The sequence below is a fragment of the Streptomyces sp. PH10-H1 genome (assembly GCF_030063355.1).
In the GTDB taxonomy this organism is placed as follows: domain Bacteria; phylum Actinomycetota; class Actinomycetes; order Streptomycetales; family Streptomycetaceae; genus Actinacidiphila.
In genome coordinates this window covers 1-18,732 of the sequence record NZ_JASISZ010000042.1, presented here as the reverse complement: position 1 = coordinate 18,732, position 18,732 = coordinate 1, and the positions used below count along the sequence as shown (strand labels likewise).

The 18,732-nt window shown below is 69.2% G+C and carries 16 protein-coding genes and 1 tRNA gene; 6 read left to right on the top strand and 11 right to left on the bottom strand.

Annotated features, from left to right (window positions below; all coding sequences use genetic code 11):
- Positions 1-145: 145 nt before the first annotated feature.
- From QMK24_RS24010 to QMK24_RS24000, 3 genes are all read left to right on the top strand, one after another.
- A complete protein-coding gene (locus tag QMK24_RS24010) occupies positions 146-859 on the top strand; it encodes an SIMPL domain-containing protein (protein WP_283468767.1) in 714 nt (237 codons plus the stop codon).
- A 170-nt stretch (positions 860-1,029) separates the two neighbouring features.
- Positions 1,030-2,463 (top strand): pyruvate kinase, encoded by a 1,434-nt coding sequence (pyk, locus tag QMK24_RS24005; protein ID WP_283468766.1) that lies wholly within the window; start codon positions 1,030-1,032, stop codon positions 2,461-2,463.
- Positions 2,464-2,637: 174 nt separating this feature from the next.
- Entirely contained in the window at positions 2,638-2,937 is a 300-nt protein-coding gene (locus QMK24_RS24000) for a helix-turn-helix domain-containing protein (RefSeq protein ID WP_283468765.1), read from the top strand.
- 35 nt (positions 2,938-2,972) lie between these two features.
- Here QMK24_RS24000 and QMK24_RS23995 read toward each other — a convergent pair.
- Positions 2,973-3,047: transfer RNA gene (locus tag QMK24_RS23995), tRNA-Leu, on the bottom strand.
- A 145-nt stretch (positions 3,048-3,192) separates the two neighbouring features.
- Between QMK24_RS23995 and QMK24_RS23990 the strand changes: the two genes are divergently transcribed.
- Entirely contained in the window at positions 3,193-3,768 is a 576-nt protein-coding gene (locus QMK24_RS23990) for an ANTAR domain-containing response regulator (protein ID WP_283468822.1), read from the top strand.
- Positions 3,769-3,839: 71 nt separating this feature from the next.
- On the opposite strand, the gene QMK24_RS23985 is transcribed toward QMK24_RS23990, so the two are convergent.
- The 9 genes from QMK24_RS23985 to QMK24_RS23945 form a co-directional block, all read right to left on the bottom strand.
- Complete coding sequence (locus QMK24_RS23985) at positions 3,840-4,556, bottom strand: ABC transporter ATP-binding protein (RefSeq protein ID WP_283468764.1); 717 nt, start codon at positions 4,554-4,556, stop codon at positions 3,840-3,842.
- Entirely contained in the window at positions 4,553-5,431 is an 879-nt protein-coding gene (locus QMK24_RS23980; RefSeq protein ID WP_283468762.1) for an ABC transporter ATP-binding protein, read from the bottom strand. The genes QMK24_RS23985 and QMK24_RS23980 overlap by 4 nt, the downstream gene beginning before the upstream one ends.
- A gap of 8 nt (positions 5,432-5,439) precedes the next feature.
- Positions 5,440-7,269, bottom strand: a complete 1,830-nt coding sequence (locus QMK24_RS23975; RefSeq protein ID WP_283468759.1) for a branched-chain amino acid ABC transporter permease — start codon at positions 7,267-7,269, stop codon at positions 5,440-5,442.
- Between the two features lie 5 nt (positions 7,270-7,274).
- The gene (locus QMK24_RS23970; protein WP_283468758.1) at positions 7,275-8,204 is read right to left on the bottom strand and encodes a branched-chain amino acid ABC transporter permease; all 930 of its coding nucleotides are present in this window, start codon (positions 8,202-8,204) and stop codon (positions 7,275-7,277) included.
- Between the two features lie 105 nt (positions 8,205-8,309).
- Positions 8,310-9,536, bottom strand: coding sequence for a branched-chain amino acid ABC transporter substrate-binding protein (locus tag QMK24_RS23965; RefSeq protein ID WP_283468819.1), 1,227 nt, complete (start codon positions 9,534-9,536; stop codon positions 8,310-8,312).
- A gap of 170 nt (positions 9,537-9,706) precedes the next feature.
- Positions 9,707-10,486 (bottom strand): hypothetical protein, encoded by a 780-nt coding sequence (locus QMK24_RS23960; protein WP_283468757.1) that lies wholly within the window; start codon positions 10,484-10,486, stop codon positions 9,707-9,709.
- The gene (locus QMK24_RS23955; RefSeq protein WP_283468755.1) at positions 10,483-10,866 is read right to left on the bottom strand and encodes a hypothetical protein; all 384 of its coding nucleotides are present in this window, start codon (positions 10,864-10,866) and stop codon (positions 10,483-10,485) included. The genes QMK24_RS23960 and QMK24_RS23955 overlap by 4 nt, the downstream gene beginning before the upstream one ends.
- 67 nt (positions 10,867-10,933) lie before the next feature.
- Entirely contained in the window at positions 10,934-11,407 is a 474-nt protein-coding gene (locus QMK24_RS23950) for a PaaI family thioesterase (protein ID WP_283468818.1), read from the bottom strand.
- A gap of 75 nt (positions 11,408-11,482) precedes the next feature.
- Positions 11,483-13,771 (bottom strand): FdhF/YdeP family oxidoreductase, encoded by a 2,289-nt coding sequence (locus QMK24_RS23945; RefSeq protein ID WP_283468754.1) that lies wholly within the window; start codon positions 13,769-13,771, stop codon positions 11,483-11,485.
- A 117-nt stretch (positions 13,772-13,888) separates the two neighbouring features.
- Between QMK24_RS23945 and polA the strand changes: the two genes are divergently transcribed.
- Positions 13,889-16,627, top strand: a complete 2,739-nt coding sequence (polA, locus tag QMK24_RS23940; RefSeq protein ID WP_283468753.1) for a DNA polymerase I — start codon at positions 13,889-13,891, stop codon at positions 16,625-16,627.
- Here the strand turns inward: polA and QMK24_RS23935 are convergent.
- Entirely contained in the window at positions 16,558-17,427 is an 870-nt protein-coding gene (locus QMK24_RS23935; protein WP_283468751.1) for a DUF4184 family protein, read from the bottom strand. The genes polA and QMK24_RS23935 overlap by 70 nt on opposite strands.
- A gap of 137 nt (positions 17,428-17,564) precedes the next feature.
- Here QMK24_RS23935 and QMK24_RS23930 point away from each other — a divergent pair.
- On the top strand, positions 17,565-18,732 hold a 1,168-nt coding region (locus QMK24_RS23930), incomplete at its 3' end, for a lytic transglycosylase domain-containing protein (protein ID WP_283468750.1).

Here is an 18,732-nt window from a genome sequence, read left to right as displayed (position 1 = left end):
GGCTCCCGGTCCCCTTGTTCTCTGCGACGTTCTCTGCGACGTAACGCGCGTAGATTCTGGCGCAGCAACCCCACCCCGCGACACCCCCCGCACGTTTCCATCAGATGTCCCGCCGGAGAATCCCCCGCCTGCGACAGTGGGGCACATGACCGCAGAAACGGACAGGACCTACCCAACCCCCGCCGCCCCGCACGTCGGCGTCCGCGGCGAAGCCACCATCGAAGTCGAACCGGAACTCGCCCGCATCTCCGTAACCGTCAAAGCCCGCGGCGCCGACCGCCGCCACACCCTCGACGACCTCACCCGCCGCAACACCCAGGCCCTCGACCTCATCAAGGGATACGGCGACGCCATCGAGAATCTCGAAACCGGAACGTTCTACCTCGCCCCCGAACTGCGCGAACGAGGCCGCGACCGCGGGGAGAAGATCCGCGCCTACCACGGCACCGTCCGCATCGGCGCGACCCTCACCGACTTCACCGCCCTCGGCGAACTCACCACCCGCCTCGCCGACCTCGAACTCACCGCCGTCGACGGCCCCTGGTGGTCCCTGCGCCCCCAGTCACCCGCCTACCGGGAAGCCCGCCGGCAAGCCGTCCGCGACGCCCTCCAACGCGGCCGCGAATACGCCGAAGCCCTCGGCGCCACCCTCACCGCCCTCATCGAACTCGCCGACGAAGGCGTCCACCAGGCCACGCCCTACCCGAAACAAGGCTTCGCCGGAATGAGCACCCGCGCCGTCGCCGCCCCCGGAACGGCCGACATGGCCCCACAAGCCCTCGACCTCGAACCCGAACGCCAGAGCGTCTACGCACACGTCACCGCCCACTTCACCATGACCCCACCCGACCTCGGCTGACCCCGCCGCACCTCCACCGAGCCCACCTCACCTTCAACCAGCCCGCCCCGCCGCTCACATGAGCACATCGCTGCACACTTCGACACTTGTCAACAACCGTTAATCCACCCGTCGTTGGACAGTCGCCTCCACCCATCTGCCTACCCGTCGGTAGGTCATAGGCTCGAAACATGCGCCGAGCAAAAATTGTCTGCACCCTGGGCCCCGCCACCGACAGCTACGACCAGATCAAAGCACTCGTCGAAGCCGGAATGGACGTCGCCCGCTTCAACCTCAGCCACGGCTCCTACGCCGAACACGAGGACCGCTACCACCGCGTCCGCAAAGCCTCGGAAGAGACCGGGCGCAGCGTCGGTGTCCTCGCCGACCTTCAGGGCCCGAAGATCCGCCTCGGCCGCTTCACCGAAGGCCCCGTACTCCTTGAACGCGGCGACGAATTCACCATCACCATCGACGACGTCGAAGGCGACCGCCAGACCTGCGGCACCACCTACAAAGGACTCGCCGCAGACGTCGGCAAAGGCGAACGCATCCTCGTCGACGACGGCCGCGTCACCCTCGAAGTCACCGACGTCGACGGCCCCCGCGTCCACACCATCGTCATCGAAGGCGGCATGGTCTCCGACAACAAGGGACTCAACCTCCCCGGCGTTGCGGTCTCCGTCCCCGCCCTCTCAGAAAAAGACATCGCGGACCTCCGCTGGGCCCTGCGCATCGGCGCCGACATCATCGCCCTCTCCTTCGTCCGCAGCGCGGACGACGTCGTCGACGTCCACCGCATCATGAAGGAAGAGGGACGCCGCGTCCCCGTCATCGCCAAGATCGAAAAGCCGCAGGCCGTCGAGAACCTCGCAGAGATCGTCGACGCCTTCGACGGCATCATGGTCGCCCGCGGCGACCTCGGCGTCGAAATGCCCCTCGAAGCCGTACCCATGGTCCAGAAGCGCGCCATCAAACTCGCCAAGCGCAACGCCAAGCCGGTCATCGTCGCCACCCAGATGCTCGACTCCATGATCGACGCCTCCCGCCCCACCCGCGCCGAAGCCTCCGACGTCGCCAACGCCATCATGGACGGCACCGACGCCGTCATGCTCTCCGGCGAGACCAGCATCGGCAAACACCCCGTCGAAACCGTCAAGGTCATGGGCCGCATTGTCTGCGCCGCCGAGGAAGAAATCCTCTCCTCCGGCCTCCCCCCACTCACCGAACGCAACAAACCCCGCACCCAAGGCGGCGCCGTCGCCCGCGCGGCCGCCGAAATGGGCGACTTCCTCGGCGCCAAATACCTCGTCGCCTTCACTCAATCAGGCGACACCGTCCGCCGCCTCTCCCGCTACCGCTCCCCGATCCCCCTCCTCGCCTTCACCCCCGAACCCGCCACCCGCTCCCAGCTCAACCTCACCTGGGGCGTCGAAACCCTCCTCGGCCCCATGGTCCAGACGACCGACGAAATGGTCGACCAGGTCGACGAACGCCTGCTCCGCATCGGCCGCTGCAAGAAGGGCGACGTCGTCGTCATCACCGCCGGCTCCCCACCCGGCGTCCCCGGAACCACGAATTTGGTGCGCGTGCACCACATCGGCGAGGACGACTCGCCGCGATAGGCGGGGTGAGTCCGTCCGTATCACTTATTGGATTGCCTCGCAGCGGCGCATCGTCCTGCTTACGGTCTTCCGCAAGCAGCGGATGCGCGAGCAAGGAGAGGTGGAACGAGCCCGGCGGGCGATGGAGCGGTGCATCACCCAGGCGCATACGGCGGATAGTGAGGAGGAGCGGGCGTGAGCGAGAGGAAGTCGTGGAGCGTGAAACGGGCCGAGGTGATGGGACGACCCGGGGCCGGCGTGGCTTATGAGGCTGCCCGACTCCGCTTCGAACTCGGGGCCGCGGTGCGGGAGCGTCGGGAGGCGCTCGGAATCACACAGAAGCAGCTTGCCGAGGCCGCCGGGCTGCAGCAGCCCGCGGTGGCCCGATTTGAGGCAGGGGGCACGATGCCCACGATAATGATGCTGGAGCGCCTGGCGCAGGCTCTGGGGCTGCGGCTCAATGTGAAGCTGCAACCGCTCGATCACGCGAGCTGACCGCCCATTGCTGGACCATGGAACAGAAGGAAAAGTGCCCCGGGTCGGATTCGAACCGACACTGTATGGGTTTTGAATCCATTGCCTGCTGCCAGTTGGGCTACCGGGGCTCCTTCGAAACAGAGGGTAGCGTACTCCCTCCGTGCTCCAACCTTAGCGGAGCTAGGTAGGCTCGTGGGGCACTACCCCCGCCGTGAACGAGGAGTCCCGTTGAGTGCCGCCGAGCCCATAGACGAGCAGTCGCACGTACCTCCGATGACGACGCGTGTCGTGATCGCCGAGGATGAGGCGCTGATCCGGCTCGATCTCAAGGAGATGCTTGAGGAGGAGGGCTACTCCGTCGTCGGCGAGGCCGGTGACGGCGAGACCGCCGTCAGGCTGGCGGAGGAGCACCGGCCCGATCTGGTGATCCTCGATGTGAAGATGCCCATCCTGGACGGGATCTCGGCGGCCGAGCAGATCGCCAAGGAGAAGATCGCGCCGGTACTGATGCTGACCGCGTTCTCCCAGCGGGAACTGGTGGAGCGGGCGCGGGATGCCGGGGCGATGGCGTATCTCGTGAAGCCGTTCAGCAAGAGCGATCTGGTGCCTGCGATAGAGATGGCGGTGAGCCGGTTCCAGGAGCTGCGGGCGCTGGAGCTGGAGATCGCGGATCTGTCGTTGCGGCTGGAGACCAGGAAGCTGGTGGACCGGGCGAAGAGTGTGCTGCAGACGAAGTACGGGCTGTCGGAGCCGGCGGCGTTCCGGTGGATTCAGAAGACGTCGATGGACCGGCGGATGTCGATGCAGCAGGTGGCGCAGGCTGTGATCGACGAGGTTCCGGAGAAGTAGGAGACGTAGTCGCCGGACACGGCGAAGGGAAGGGCCCGCACCGTGCACGGTGCGGGCCCTTCGCGTTGGCGTCAGTCCTCGCCGAGGTACGCCTTCCGCACGGATTCGTCGTGCAGGAGGTTGGAGCCGGTTCCGGAGAGCACGATCTTGCCGATCTCCATGACGTGGCCCTGGTCGGCGAGGGAGAGCGCGGCCTGGGCGTTCTGTTCGACGAGCAGGATCGTGGTGCCCTGGGATTTGAGCTCGACGATGGTGTGCATGATCTTCTGCATCATGATCGGGGAGAGTCCCATGGAGGGCTCGTCGAGCATGAGCAGCTTGGGCTGGGACATGAGGGCCCGGCCCATGGCGAGCATCTGCTGTTCACCGCCGGAGAGGGTGCCCGCGGCCTGTTTCTGCCGTTCCCCGAGGATGGGGAAGAGGTCGTAGGCGCGCTGGATGTCCTTGGCGATGCCGGCGCTGTCCTTGCGGAGGTAGGCGCCGAGTTGCAGGTTCTGCTCGATGGTGAGGCGGGGGAAGATGTGCCGGCCTTCGGGGGAGTGTGCGAGTCCGAGGGCGACGATCTTGTGTGCGGGTACGCGGGCGAGGGGCTGCCCGTCGAAGGTGATGCGGCCGGCGAGCGGCTTGATGAGTCCGGACAGGGTCCGGAGTGTGGTGGTCTTGCCCGCGCCGTTGGTGCCGATGAGGGTGACGACCTGGCCGGCCTCGACGCTGAACGAGATGCCCTTGACGGCCTCGATCTTGCCGTAGGCGACGCGCAGGTCCTCGACTTCGAGAAGTGCGGTCATTGGTCGTCCTCCGTCGTGCTGGGTGTGGCGTTGGTGCTGACTGCTTCCGCGGCTTCGACTTCGGCGAGGGCTTCGTCCTCGGGGGCGCCTTCGAAGGGTTCGCCGAGGTAGGCGGCGATGACGCGGTCGTCACGCTGGACGACCGCGCTGGTGCCTTCGACGAGTTTCTCGCCCTGGACGAGGACGGTGACGCGGTCGCAGAGGTTGAAGATGAAGCGCATGTCGTGCTCGATGACGAGTACGGAGATGCCTTGGTCGCGGACGGCGAAGACGAGTTCCTCGGTGGCGCGGGTCTCTTGCGGGTTCATGCCTGCGGTGGGTTCGTCGAGGAGCAGCAGGCCGGGTTCGCTGGCGAGGGCGCGGGCGATTTCGAGTTTCCGCTGTTCGCCGTAGGGGAGGTTGCGCGCGAGGTGTTCGGCTTTGGCGGCGAGGCCGGTGAATTCGAGGAGTTCCATGGCGCGTTCGCGGGATTTCGCTTCGGCGCGGTGGTATCCGGGTCCGCGGATGATGGCGGAGAGGAGGCCTTCTTTGGTGCGGGTGTGCCGGCCGACGAGGACGTTCTCCAGGACGGTCATGTTGGGAAAGAGCCGGATGTTCTGGAAGGTGCGGGCGATGCCGGCTTTGGTGACGAGGTGGGGTTTGGGCGGTAGGACGTTGCCTTGGTATTTCACGGTGCCTTCGGTGGGCACGTAGAGACCGGTGAGGCAGTTGAAGAAGGTGGTTTTGCCGGCTCCGTTGGGGCCGATGAGGCCGACGATCTCGCCGGTGTTGACGGTGAGGTCGACGTTGCGTACGGCGGTGAGGCCGCCGAAGCGCATGATGACGCCGCTGGCTTCGAGGAGGGGGGTGCCGTTGGCGATGGTGGTTGTGGTCATGGTGTCTTTCACGCCCCTGCCTTGCTGGTGGCGGCAGTTCCGTCCAGGGCGTCGGGGAGGAGGAGGCCGCCGTCCTCGTGGAATTCGAGCTTCCGGCGGCGGTCGGCGATGATGCCTTCGGGCCGGAATCGCATGATGAGGATGAGGGCGATGCCGAAGGCGAAGAGCTCGTAGTTCTGCAGGAAGGCGAGCTTTTCGGGGATGAGGTAGAGCAGTGCGGCGCCGAGGAGGGGTCCGTTGACGGTGCCCATGCCGCCGAGGACGACTGCGGCGAGCAGGAACGCGGAGTTGGGTGGGGCGGCGCCGGCGAACTGGTATGGGGCGGGGGTGACGCTGTAGGTGACGTGGGCGCTGACGGTGCCGGCGAGGCCGGCGAGCGAGGCGCCGAGGGCGAAGGCGACGAGTTTGACGCGGAAGCCGTTGATGCCCATGGCGGTGGCGGCGGTCTCGTCCTCGCGGATGGCGACCCAGGCGCGTCCGATACGGGAGTCGGCGGCGCGGGTGAAGATCAGCACCACGAGGACCGTGATGAGGAGCATCAGGAAGAAGTAGTTGGCGAACCGGCCGAGTGTGAAGGACCCGATGGTGTGTGAGGCTCCGAGGTTGTAGCCGAAGAGCGACAGGTCGGGTATCTGGTTGATGCCGTTGGGGCCGTTGGTCACGTTGGGGCCGGAGGTGCCGTCCATGTTGTTGACGGCGATGCGGAAGATCTCTCCGAAGCCGAGGGTGACGATGGCGAGGTAGTCGCCGCGCAGCCGCAGGGTGGGTGCTCCGATGAGGACGCCGAAGACGAGTGAGGCGCCCATGCCGGTGAGGGCGGCGGCCCAGAACGGGAACTGGGCGCCGGAGAATACGGAGTATTCGGAGCCGGAGACGAGGGCTGCCGCGTAGGCGCCGACGCCGAGGAACGCGACGTATCCGAGGTCGAGGAGGCCGGTGAGGCCGACGACGATGTTGAGGCCCAGGGCGACGGTGCCGAAGATGAGGATGTTGACGCCGATGTTGGCGTAGTGGTCGTTGCTCTGGGTGAAGGGGAATGCCGCCGCGGCGAGGAAGCCCATGGTGGCGGCGAAGCCGCGGTTGGCGGCCGTGAGCTGGGAGAACTGGGTCGTCAGGCCGGCGAAGTAGAGTCCCGCGGCGCCGAAGCCGGCGAGGATCAGGAAGCCGACGAACAGCTCGCCGTATTCGGTGTCGATGCCGTAGCTGAAGAGTTCCAGGCCGATGGCAGCGGCGATGGTGATGATGATCCGCTGGATCCAGCCGGGGAGTTTCGCGGCGTCGGGGAGCGGACGGTCGGCGCTGCTGAGTCTCAGGGCGCGCATGGCCAGGTACGCGTAGCGTACGAAGGGGGCGCGGGCGAGGCCGCCTTCGGGTCGCTGGGCTTCCTCGGTGTTTCGGTCGAGGTGTAGTCCGAGGGCGCCGACGAGGGTGGTCAGTGCCGCGATTCCGGCGACGAAGCCGCCGGGTTCGAGGTTGGCGAGGCCGCCGAGTTCGTAGGCGATCGAGATCAGCGTGTACCAGGTGATCGCGAAGGCGCCGATGCCGAAGGTGAGTACGGCGTTGTTGGAGCGCGAGGGCGTGAGCCAGCGCAGTGCGGGGACGTTGTAGCCGGCGATGGCGAAGAGCAGGGTGAGTGCTCCGCCGACCAGGGTGAGGATCTGCAGGCCGCCGGGGTATCCGGTGACGCTGAGGTCGCCGGGGAAGTCCGGGGTCCAGGTCCAGGCCAGGAAGGTGGAGACGATCGTGAGCGCGGCTCCACCGGTGGTGAGGGCGCGGGCCACGGTGGTCGGCAGCGGGATGACCTGTGTGGTCTCGTGGGTGCGGAGTTCAGTCGTCATGTCGCTCACGCCCTGTCCGCTACGCGTTCGCCGAGTAGGCCCTGTGGTCGTAGTAGCAGGACCAGGATGAGGAGCACGAAGGCCCAGACGGCGGACCAGCCCTGTCCGCCGAGTTGCTGCATGCCGGGGATGTTGGCGATGTACGCGGTGGCGAGGGCTTCGGCGATGCCGAGGACGAGGCCGCCGAGCATGGCGCCGTAGATGTTGCCGATGCCGCCGAGTACGGCGGCGGTGAAGGCTTTGAGGCCAGCTTGGAAGCCCATGCTGTAGTCGACGGAACCGTACTTGAGACCGTAGGAGACTCCGGCGACGGCGGCGAAGAGGCCGCCGATGGCGAAGGCGATCACGATGATGCGGTTGGTGTCGATACCCATGAGCTGGGCGGTGTCCGGGTCCTGCGAGGTGGCCTGCATGGCGCGGCCGGTGCGGGAGGTGCGGACGAAGGCGGCGAGGGCGGCCATGCACACGGGGGCGGCGATGATGAGGAAGACGTCGCCGCTCTGGATGCTGATGGAGCCGAGGTGGTACGGGCCGCCGGGGAGTTGCGGGAAGACGCGCGCGCTCGTGGCGTTGGGGTACCAGTTGAAGACGGCTTGCTGGAGTGCGAGGGAGAGGCCGATCGCGGTGATGAGGGGGGCCAGGCGGGGGCCGCCGCGCAGCGGTCGGTAGGCGAAGCGCTCGGCGCCGACGGCGATGAGGACGGCGACGATGGCGCCGCCTATGAGCATGAGGGGCAGCGCGATCCACATGGAGGTGTGGTCGGGCAGGTTGAGGTAGACAGTGAGGGCGCCGAAGCCGCCCGTCATGAAGATCTCGCCGTGGGCGAAGTTGATGAGCTGGACGATGCCGTACACCATCGTGTAGCCGATGGCGATGAGCCCGTACATCGAGCCGAGGAACAGCCCGTTGGCCAGCTGTTGCGGCAGGGTGTGCACCGCATGGCCTCCATGTCGCTGAGGGAGCAAGGGGTGGGAGAAGCTGCGGGCCGCGCGGTCGGGGTGACCTTCCGCGCGGCCCGGGTCACTGTGCTGCGGGTGGGGTCAGCCGGTGTAGGTGCCGCTCTTCACTGCGACCCACTTGCCACCCTTGACCTGGTAGACGGTGAGCTGCTTGTTGGTGGTGTCACCGTACTCGTCGAAGGAGACGTGGCCGGCGATGCCCGCGAAGTCGCTCTTCTGGACGGCGTCGACGATCTTGGCGCGCGCGTCGGTGGCGGCGGGGAGCTTGCCGCTATTGGCGTCCATGACGGTCTTCACGGCCTTGATGATGGCGGTGGCGGCGTCGTAGGAGTAGCCGCCGTAGGTGCCGTAGTCGCCCTGGTAGCCCTTGGCCTTGTATGTGGCGATGAAGTTCTGGGCGGCGGGGAGGGTGGTGACGGGGACACCGACGGAGGTGGCGTAGTCGCCTTCCGAGGCGCTGCCGGCGACCTTGATGTAGGTGTCGGAGAAGATGCCGTCGCCGCCCATCAGCGGGATGTTGGCGCCGGTGGCCTTGAGCTGCTTGGAGACCAGCTCGGCTTCGTCGTACTGGCCGCCGTAGTAGACGAGGTCGGCGCCGGAGTTCTTGATCTTGGTGACGAGGGTGGAGAAGTCCTTGTCGCCGGTGCTCACGTGGTCCTCGCCGGCGATGGCGCCGCCGAGCTTGGTGAAGTGCTCCTTGAACAGGCCGGCGAGACCCGCGCCGTAGGCCTGCTTGTCGTCGACGACGTAGACCTTCTTCTTGCCGGTGTCCTTGAATGCGTAGTCCGCCGCGAAGCCGCCCTGGATGGCGTCGGTGGTGGCGGTACGGAAGTAGGTCGTGAAGGGGCGCTTCTTGGTGCCGGTGGACCACCCCTTGCCCTGCGTCAGGTCGACGGCGGTGTTCGAGGGGGAGATCTCGACCATGTTGGCGGTGGCGAAGACCTGCTGCATCGATCGGGCGACACCGGAGTTCAGCGGGCCGACGGCGGCGTAGATGCTGGTGTCGCCGGTGATGGCGGTGGCGTTCTGCTGGCCGCTGGCCGGCAGCGCCTTGTCATCGAAGGCTTTGATGCTGAAGTGGACACCGGGAACGGTGTTGTTCTTGTTGGCATCGTCCACCGCGATCTGCACGCCGTACTGGATGCCGAGGCCCGTGGCTGAGTTCTGGCCGGTGAGCGGGGCATCCACGCCGATGACGACGTTGGTGGTCGGGGCGCTGCTGTTGTTGCCACCCTTGTTGTCGCTGCGGGAGCCGCAGGCGGTGAGGGTGAGGGCCCCAGTGGTGAGCACGGAGGTCAGTATCAGCAAGGAACGGTGTCGCACGATCAGTCCTTTCCCCTGGCGCGGCCGTCTCTGGTGAGAGGCCGAGTCGTGCGCGTGAACCCGAACTGACATATCCGGTGGCGCGGTGACTGGCCGTGACTCTAGGCGTGTGCGGGCAGGTCGGGCAGATGTGCGGGAAGAGTGTGACTGTCTTGTTATGCCCGACGGAAACTCTTGAGCTTCCGTTGAGGTCGGCTGAGGGGTTTGGGCGCTTTGTGGCCGCGTCCGCATGCTGAGAACCCGCACTTCCGCCATGGGATGGAGGAGCTGGTGGCAGCGGTTTGCCGGCAGGCCTCGTGCAGGAATGCGGAGAGATCGCGTGGACAGGCGCCGCCGAAGATGAAGCTTTGATTCTGTATTGCGCGCGCGTTACGTAGCGTTACGTCGAGGAAGGGCAGGTCGGCGTCGAGCGGCAGCCCGGCGCATTTATGCACGATCATCTTTATCGTGATGTGACGGGTTGTTCCCGGGTTGACCGTGAATGGTGCGGAGGGGTCGATTTCGGCGGTGAGCCCCTCGAAAGACGGAGTGACGCGGAGAATGGTCAGCGGAGTTCCGTTCCGTACGGTCACGTTGAAGCCGAATACCCCGGACCCGGCGAGCGCCCCGGATGCCGACTGGCCTGTCGCGTAGGCGATATACGTGGACTGGGCGGGCCACGGGCCGGGGTCCGGTAGAGGTTCCGCGGTGCGCATCGCGTGGCCGAGGCCGATGACCGCGGCGGCGGCGAGGGCCGCGATGGCGGCCTTGGCCGTACGGCGTCCCCGGGTGGTCAGCCCGTCCCAATACCCGGCCGGCGGGCGGGAGTCGGCGGTGAGGTATTCGCGGACGGACAGCGTGCCGCGGGCCGGAACGGGGCCGGAATCCGCGCCGGGTCCGGCGGGACCCGTGACCGGGTCCTCGACCGGGCCTTCGACCGGACCGATGCCGCTCATTGCGGCCGGACTCCTGTGTGGTCAGGGGATTGAGGCTGACTGTGCATGCGTTGGGGGCATTTTCCGGCGCCCTGACGTCTGATCAGCGCGCTGGCCGCGCCGGCGCCGTGGCGGGTGCGTTCGGTGGAGGCGGCCCTGACCGGGTCGCGGACGATGGTGTTCTCGCCGTCGGCGAGCCCGATCTCCTGATGGTCCGGACCGGTGTGCTCGGGGGCGCTGAGCCGCCGCTCGGCCCGGAAGGTGACTGCGAGTGTGCGGAGCGCGAGCGCGGCGGGGACGGTGAGCGCGGCGGGGACGGTGAGTGCGGCGGTGGCGGCGGGCGTGAGCGTGGGGATGTGCCGCGCGTGCCCGGTTCCCGCTGCCGCCATGGCTGCCCCCATGGCGAAAAGTTAGGGCGTCCGGGCGCGCGCGACAACGGTGCAGGGCCGATCGGTGCCGGTCAGGGGCTCAGACCGCGGTGGTGCTGGGGCTGGCGGGGCGGAGCATGCAGGTGAGGCGCGCGGTACAGACCCGCTTGTCGTTCTCGTCGGTGATGACGACCTCGTATGTGGCCGAGGAGCGGCCGCGGTGGACCGGGGTGGCGACACCGGTGACGAGACCGGAGCGGATGCCGCGGTGGTGGGTGGCGTTGAGGTCGACGCCGACGGCGAGCTTGCCGGGGCCGCCGTGCAGCATGGCGCCTACCGAGGCGAGGGTCTCGGCGAGGACGGCGGAGGCGCCGCCGTGCAGCAGACCGTAGGGCTGGGTGTTGCCCTCGACGGGCATGGTGCCGACGACGCGCTCGGGCGAGGCCTCGGTGATCTGGATGCTCATACGGTCCCCGAGGTGGCCGGCCGAGAACAGGGCGGCCAGGTCGAGGCCGAGGCCGGACCACTGCGCCAGGATCTCCTGCGGGAACTGCGTGCTCGTCTGCTCGCCCATGCGGCCGGCTCCGATCGTCATCGTTCGGTGGGGTCCGTGAATCGGTGTACTGGTCAACTTTCTACCGGACGGTAGTCACGAACCGTGCACCGGGTCCGTCGGTTCGAGACGGATCACGATCGACTTCGATGCCGGGGTGTTGCTGGTGTCCGCGGTGTGGTCGAGCGGTACCAGGACGTTCGTCTCGGGGTAGTAGGCGGCGGCGCAGCCGCGGGTGGTCGGGTAGTGGACCACGCGGAAGCCGTCCGCGCGGCGTTCGGTGCCGTCGGTCCACTCGCTGACGAGGTCGGCGTAGGAGCCGTCGGCCAGGCCGAGGGCGGCCGCGTCGCCGGGGTTGACCAGGACGACGCGGCGGCCGCCCTTGATGCCCCGGTAGCGGTCGTCGAGGCCGTAGATCGTGGTGTTGTACTGGTCGTGGGAGCGCAGGGTCTGCAGCAGGAGCCGGCCTTCTGGCACGGCCGGGTACTCGACCGGCGCCGCGGTGAAGTTGGCCTTGCCGGTGGCGGTGGGGAAGCTGCGGGTGTCGCGCGGGGCGTGCGGGAGGGTGAAGCCGCCGGGGTGGGCGACCTTGGTGTTGAAGTCGTCGAAGCCGGGCACGACGCGGGAGATCCGGTCGCGGACGAGGCCGTAGTCGGCTTCGAGCGCGGCCCAGGGGACGGCGGGGTCGTCGCCGAAGGTGGCGCGGGCCAGGCGGCACACGATGGCGGGCTCGGACAGCAGGTGCGGGGAGGCGGGCCGCAGGCCGCCGCGCGAGGCGTGCACCATGCCCATGGAGTCCTCGACGGTGACGAACTGCTCGCCGCCCGCCTGGACGTCCTTCTCGGTACGGCCGAGGGTGGGCAGGATCAACGCGCGGGATCCGGTGATGACATGCGAGCGGTTGAGTTTCGTCGACACGTGCACGGTGAGGGCCGCGTTGCGCATCGCGGCCTCGGTGACCCCGGTGTCGGGGGAGGCGGCCACGAAGTTGCCGCCCATGGCGAAGAAGACCTTCGCCGTGCCGTCGCGCAGGGCGCGGATGGCGCGGACGACGTCCAGGCCGTGCTCGCGCGGCGGGGCGAAGCCGAACTCCTTCTCCAGGGCGTCGAGGAAGGCGGGCGCGGGGCGTTCGAAGATGCCCATGGTGCGGTCGCCCTGCACGTTGCTGTGGCCGCGGACGGGGCACACGCCGGCGCCGGGGCGGCCGATGTTGCCGCGCAGCAGGAGGAAGTTGACGACTTCCTTGATGGTGGGGACGGCGTGCTTGTGCTGGGTGAGACCCATGGCCCAGCACACGACGACGCTCTTCGCCTCCAGGACCATGGCCAGCAGCCGGTCGATCTCCGCGCGCTCCAGGCCGGTGGCGCGCAATACCTCGTCCCAGTCGGCGGTGCGCGCGGCGGCGGCGAAGTCCTCGTAGCCGTGGGTGTGTTCGTCGATGAAGGGGCGGTCGACGGCGTCGGCCTCGATCAGCAGCCGGTTCAGGGCGCGGAACAGCGCCTGGTCGCCGCCGAGCCTGATCTGCAGGAACAGATCGGCCAGAGCGGTGCCGGAACCGGCCAGCCCGCGGGCGTTCTGCGGGTTCTTGAAGCGCTCCATGCCCGCTTCCGGCAGCGGGTTGACGGTGACGATCCGCGCGCCCTGCTGTTTGGCCTTCTCCAGGGCGGACAGCATCCGGGGATGGTTGGTGCCCGGGTTCTGCCCGGCGACGATGATCAGCTCGGAGCGGTACAGGTCCTCCAGGAGCACGCTGCCCTTGCCGACGCCGATGGTCTCGGTGAGTGCGGAGCCCGAGGACTCATGGCACATGTTGGAGCAGTCCGGCAGGTTGTTGGTGCCCAGCCGGCGGGCGAAGAGCTGGTACAGGAAGGCGGCTTCGTTGCTGGTGCGCCCGGAGGTGTAGAAGACCGCCTCGTCGGGTGACGCGAGCGCGCGCAGCTCCTCGGCGACGATGTCGAAGGCCCGCTCCCAGGGCACCGGCTCGTAGTGGTCGGAGCCTTCCGCCAGGTACATCGGCTGGGTGAGGCGGCCCTGCTGGCCCAGCCAGTAGCCGCTGCGCCGCGCCAGGTCGGACACCGGGTGCGCGGCGAAGAAGTCGGGCGTGACGCGGCGCAGCGTCGCCTCCTCGGCGACGGCCTTGGCGCCGTTCTCGCAGAACTCGGCCTTGTGGCGGTGCTCGGGCTCGGGCCAGGCGCAGCCGGGGCAGTCGAAGCCGTCCTTCTGGTTGACCTTGAGCAGGGTGAGCGCGGTGCGGCGCACGCCCATCTGCTGCTGGGCCATGCGCAGGGTGTGCGCGACCGCGGGCAGGCCGGCGGCGGCGTGCTGCGGCGCTGTGACGTCGGGTGCGTCCTGTACGGGGTCGTCCGCGGGGGGTTTGGCTGCCATGTGTCCGATCCTGCCACGCGGGGCCGACAGCCGCCGCGTCGCATGCTCGTGTACCGGCGCTCGTGTACCGGCGGGCGTTGTCGGGCGTTGTCAGTGGGCCGTGGGAGTATCGAGGACGTGGCAGCAAAGGCATCGAAGACGAGCGAGACGACCGGCACGGCACCCGCGGCGGGAGACCGGCCGCGGCTGCTCCTGCTCGACGGGCACTCCCTGGCGTACCGGGCGTTCTACGCCCTGCCGGTGGAGAATTTCAATACCGCCACCGGCCAGCCGACGAACGCCGTGTACGGCTTCGCGTCGATGCTGGCGAACACGTTGCGTGATGAGCGGCCGACGCATCTGGCCGTGGCGTTCGACGTGTCGCGCAAGACCTGGCGGTTCGACGAGTTCCCCGAGTACAAGGCGACCCGTTCCAAGACTCCCGATGAGTTCCGCAGCCAGGTGGAGCTGATCGGCGAGCTGCTGGACGCGATGGGTGTCAAGCGGTTCGCGGTGGAGAAGTACGAGGCGGACGACATCATCGCCACGCTGGCCACCCAGGCGGAGGCCGCGGGGTTCGAGGTCCTCATCGTGACCGGTGACCGGGACGCGTTCCAGCTGGTCAGCGAGCACACGACGGTGCTGTACCCGACCAAGGGCGTCTCGGAGCTGACGCGGTTCACGCCCGCGAAGGTCGAGGAGAAGTACGGCCTGTCGCCGTCCCAGTACCCGGACTTCGCGGCGCTGCGCGGCGACCCGTCGGACAATCTGCCGGGGATCCCCGGGGTGGGGGAGAAGACCGCCACCAAGTGGATCACCCAGTTCGGGTCGTTCGCGGCGCTGATGGAGCGGGCCGGCGAGGTCAAGGGCAAGGCGGGCGAGAACCTTCGCGAGCACCTGGACGCGGTGAAGCTCAACCGCCGGCTGACCGAGATGGTGCGGGACGTGGAGCTGCCGGCCGGCCCGGAGGGCCTGGCGCGGGCGCCGTACGACCGCGAGTCGCTCAATATCGTGCTGGACACCCTGGAGTTCCGTAACCAGAACTTCCGGGACCGGCTGTTCGCGGTGGATCCGGGCGCGCGGGAGGAAGAGGCCCAGGTCGCCGAGGGCGTCGCGGTGGACGGCGCGGTGCTCACCGAGGGCGGTCTGCGGGAGTGGCTGGAAGGCCACGGCACCGAGCCGCTGGGCCTGGCCACCGTTGACACCTGGGCGCTGGGCAGCGGCAGCGTCACCCAGGTCGCGCTGGCCGGGGCCGAGGGCCCGGCGCTGTGGTTCGACCCCGCGCAGCTGGGCGAGGCGGACGAGAAGGTGTTCGCGGGCTGGATCGCCGACGCCGCCCGCCCCAAGGTGCTGCACAACGCGAAGAACGTGGCGCGGGTCTTCGCCGAACACGGCTGGCAGGTGGCCGGCGTCGGTATGGACACCGCGCTCGCCGCGTATCTGATCAAGCCCGGCCGCCGCTCCTTCGCGCTGGACGCGCTGTCGGTGGAGTATCTGGGCCGTGAGCTGGCGCCGGCCGGCGCCGAGAGCGGACAGCTGGCGTTCGGCGAGGAGGAAGAGGACTCCGCCGCGGTGGACGCGCTGATGGCGCAGGCGCGTACGGTCCTGGACCTCGGCACGGCGTTCACCGGCCGGCTGGAGCAGGACGGCGCGACGGACCTGCTGCGGGATGTGGAGCTGCCGACCTCGGCGCTGCTGGCCCGGATGGAGCGGTTCGGCATCGCGGCGGACCGCGACCATCTGGAGCGTTTGGAGCAGCGCTTCGCGGACGCGGTGATGCAGGCGGTGAAGGAGGCACACGCCGCGGTGGGCCATGAGTTCAATCTGGGCTCGCCCAAGCAGCTCCAGGAGGTGTTCTTCGGGGAGTTGGGGCTGCCGAAGACCAAGAAGACCAAGACCGGTTACACCACGGACGCGGACGCGCTGGCCTGGCTGGCGGCGCAGACCGACCACGAGCTGCCGGTGATCATGCTGCGCCACCGCGAGCAGGCCAAGCTGCGGGTCACGGTGGAGGGCCTGGTCAAGACCGTCGCCGAGGACGGGCGGATCCACACCACGTTCAGCCAGACCGTGGCCGCCACCGGCCGGCTGTCGTCCACCGACCCCAATCTGCAGAATGTGCCGGTCCGTACCGATGAGGGCCGCGAGATCCGGCGGGGTTTCGTCGTCGGTGAGGGCTTCGAGTCGCTGCTGACGGCCGACTACAGCCAGATCGAACTGCGGGTGATGGCCCACCTGTCGGAGGACGAGGGCCTGATCGACGCGTTCAACACCGGTGAGGACCTCCACACCACGGTCGGCTCGCATGTCTTCAGCGTCCCCAAGGACGCCGTGGACGCCGAGATGCGCCGCAAGATCAAGGCCATGTCGTACGGCCTGGCCTACGGGCTGTCCGCGTTCGGCCTGTCGCAGCAGCTCGGTATCGAACCGGCCGAGGCACGGGTCCTGATGGACACCTACTTCGAACGCTTCGGCGGGGTGCGGGACTATCTGCAGCGCGTCGTGGAGGAGGCCCGCGGTACCGGCTACACCGAGACGCTGCTGGGCCGCCGCCGCTATCTGCCCGACCTCAACAGCGACAACCGACAGCGCCGCGAGATGGCCGAGCGGATGGCGCTGAACGCGCCGATCCAGGGCTCGGCCGCCGACATCGTCAAGCTCGCGATGCTCCGGGTCGACGAGGCGCTCACCAAGGAGAAGCTGGGCTCGCGGCTACTGCTCCAGGTGCACGACGAAATCGTGCTGGAGGTCGCCCCCGGCGAGCGCGAGCGCGTCGAGGAACTGGTCCGCCGCGAGATGGCCGGCGCCTACCCGTTGCGCGCCCCGCTCGATGTCTCGGTGGGCGTCGGCAAGGACTGGGAGTCCGCGGCGCACTGACGGCGGCGGCGCCGCCTCAGGCGCAGACGGGCGGCGGCCGCGTACAGCAGGGCGCCGCCCGCAAGACCGGCCCCCGCGCCGAAGGCCGCGGTGGGCACCACCTCGCCGAGCGACTGAGGGGCCTTGACGGCATACTCGCTCGCGCAGCGCACGGCCAGGCCCGCCGTCGCGCAGCCGCCCAGCAGCACGGCGCCCGCCGCCCGCCTGCGCACCGTCAGCCGCGGCAGCCGCGCGGGCGGCGGCCCCTGCGGGACGGCGCGCAGGGCGCGGACGGTGAAGGCGGCGAGCACCACCAGCGCCGCCGCGGAACTGCCGTACTGCAGCCACTGGTAGAGCTGCTGCCCGTGCACCACGGTGTTCAGCACCGGCACGGTGCGCACCCCCCACCGCCCGGTGTGGGTGAAGATGTCCCATCCGACATGGGTGACCGCGCCGACGGTCGCCGAGACCCAGAACCAGCCCACGGCACTCGGTGGCCAGGGCCTCGGGCGTCCGCCGAACAGCGCCCCGGCCCGCCCCTGCCACCGCTCGGGCAGCAGCGTGAGCAGCGGGTCACGGACGACCACCCAGCCGCCCACCAGGCCCGCGGCGATCAGCGGATCAACGGTCAGCGCTCCGGCCGCCGAGTGGGTCACCGTGCCGTACCGAAAGACGCCGGACGCCACCGAGGCGGCGAAGTAGGGCATGTCGGGGGCGAAGGAACCCGCGACGAGTGCCGCCGCGACCAGTGGCCCGCGTGCGGAACCGTCGCGGCGCAGCCCCGGCAGTACCGCGGCCGCGTGGCTCAGGGTGAACGGCATCAATCCCCCTCGTGAAGAGATCCTCTCCGCCCAGTATGGGGACCGCGGCACGGTGGATGCGCGCCGGAAGTTCCCGTAGGGTCCGTGGGGTTGCGGCGCGGTAACGCGCTCATCTCGCACGTGGGAGGACTGCGGACATGGCAGCGCGATACGGACGACGGATACGCGCGATGCGCAGGGGAGCGGCCGGCACAGCGGTCGCGGCGGTGGCGGTGGCGACGCTCAGCGCCTCGCAGGGCCCGGGCTTCGCCCAGGCGGCACACCTCGCCCGTCACGCCGCTCCCACCCCGCCACCAGGCCCGCAGATCGACGGCGGATCGCCGTACCTCACCGCCCTGCCGCCCCCGGACGACTCCACCGGCGGTGCCGTGAGCGGGACTTCGGCCCCCACGGCCACCGGCGGTGGCAGCAGCGGCATCGACGCCAGTGGCACGGGCCTGCCCGCCACGGTTCTGGACGCCTACCGCAGGGCCCAGAGCGCCGTCGCCTCCTCGGACCCGGGCTGCCGGCTGCCCTGGCAACTGCTCGCCGCGATCGGGCAGGTCGAATCCGGACAGGCGAACGGCGGCGCTGTCGACTCAAAGGGCACCACGTTCAAGCCGATCCTGGGCCCGGTGCTCGACGGCGCGGGCTTCGCGAACATTCCGGACACCGACGGCGGGCTGTACGACGGGGACACCGTCCATGACCGCGCGGTCGGCCCCATGCAGTTCATCCCGTCCACCTGGGCGAGCTGGGGCGCGGACGGCAACGCGGACGGCGTGAAGGACCCGAACAACATCTATGACGCCGCGCTCGCCGCAGGCCACTACCTGTGCGCGGACGGCCGCGACCTGTCGGTCCCCGCGGACCGGGACCGCGCGATCCTCGGCTACAACCACTCGCAGGAGTACCTGAACACGGTCACGGCCTGGTACGAGCACTTCACGAAGGCCGGAGCCGTCGCCGTCCCGGACAGCGGCCGCACGCCGGGCGCCCGCCCCAACGCGAAGACCTCCCCGCCGGCCTCCGCCGTGCCGGCGCCGGGCACCAGCCCGTCCGCGTCGCCCACCGGATCCGCGTCACCGTCGCCCACCGGCGGCACCGTCGGGCCGACACCGCCGGACACCGGGCCCGGGACTCCCAGCGGCACCCCGGGCGGCAGCGCCTCGCCGACGCGCACCCCGACCGGCACCGGGAGCCCCACCCCGGGCTGCCCGACCCCCTCCACCCCACCGTCGCCGACGCCGACCGGTTCCGCCTCGCCGTCGCCCACCGCCACCCCGTCGCCGACCGCGACCGCGACGCCGACTCCCACGCCGACGC

Bases quoted from the DNA above. Each gene is read 5' to 3' on its own strand.
- QMK24_RS24010 (WP_283468767.1), top strand. From the start codon at position 146: ATGACCGCAGAAACGGACAGGACCTACCCAACCCCCGCCGCCCCGCAC.
- pyk (WP_283468766.1), top strand. From the start codon at position 1,030: ATGCGCCGAGCAAAAATTGTCTGCACCCTGGGCCCCGCCACCGACAGC.
- QMK24_RS23990 (WP_283468822.1), top strand. From the start codon at position 3,193: ATGACGACGCGTGTCGTGATCGCCGAGGATGAGGCGCTGATCCGGCTC.
- QMK24_RS23985 (WP_283468764.1), bottom strand. From the start codon at position 4,556: ATGACCGCACTTCTCGAAGTCGAGGACCTGCGCGTCGCCTACGGCAAG.
- QMK24_RS23980 (WP_283468762.1), bottom strand. From the start codon at position 5,431: ATGACCACAACCACCATCGCCAACGGCACCCCCCTCCTCGAAGCCAGC.
- QMK24_RS23975 (WP_283468759.1), bottom strand. From the start codon at position 7,269: ATGACGACTGAACTCCGCACCCACGAGACCACACAGGTCATCCCGCTG.
- QMK24_RS23960 (WP_283468757.1), bottom strand. From the start codon at position 10,486: ATGAGCGGCATCGGTCCGGTCGAAGGCCCGGTCGAGGACCCGGTCACG.
- QMK24_RS23955 (WP_283468755.1), bottom strand. From the start codon at position 10,866: ATGGGGGCAGCCATGGCGGCAGCGGGAACCGGGCACGCGCGGCACATC.
- QMK24_RS23950 (WP_283468818.1), bottom strand. From the start codon at position 11,407: ATGGGCGAGCAGACGAGCACGCAGTTCCCGCAGGAGATCCTGGCGCAG.
- QMK24_RS23945 (WP_283468754.1), bottom strand. From the start codon at position 13,771: ATGGCAGCCAAACCCCCCGCGGACGACCCCGTACAGGACGCACCCGAC.
- QMK24_RS23935 (WP_283468751.1), bottom strand. From the start codon at position 17,427: ATGCCGTTCACCCTGAGCCACGCGGCCGCGGTACTGCCGGGGCTGCGC.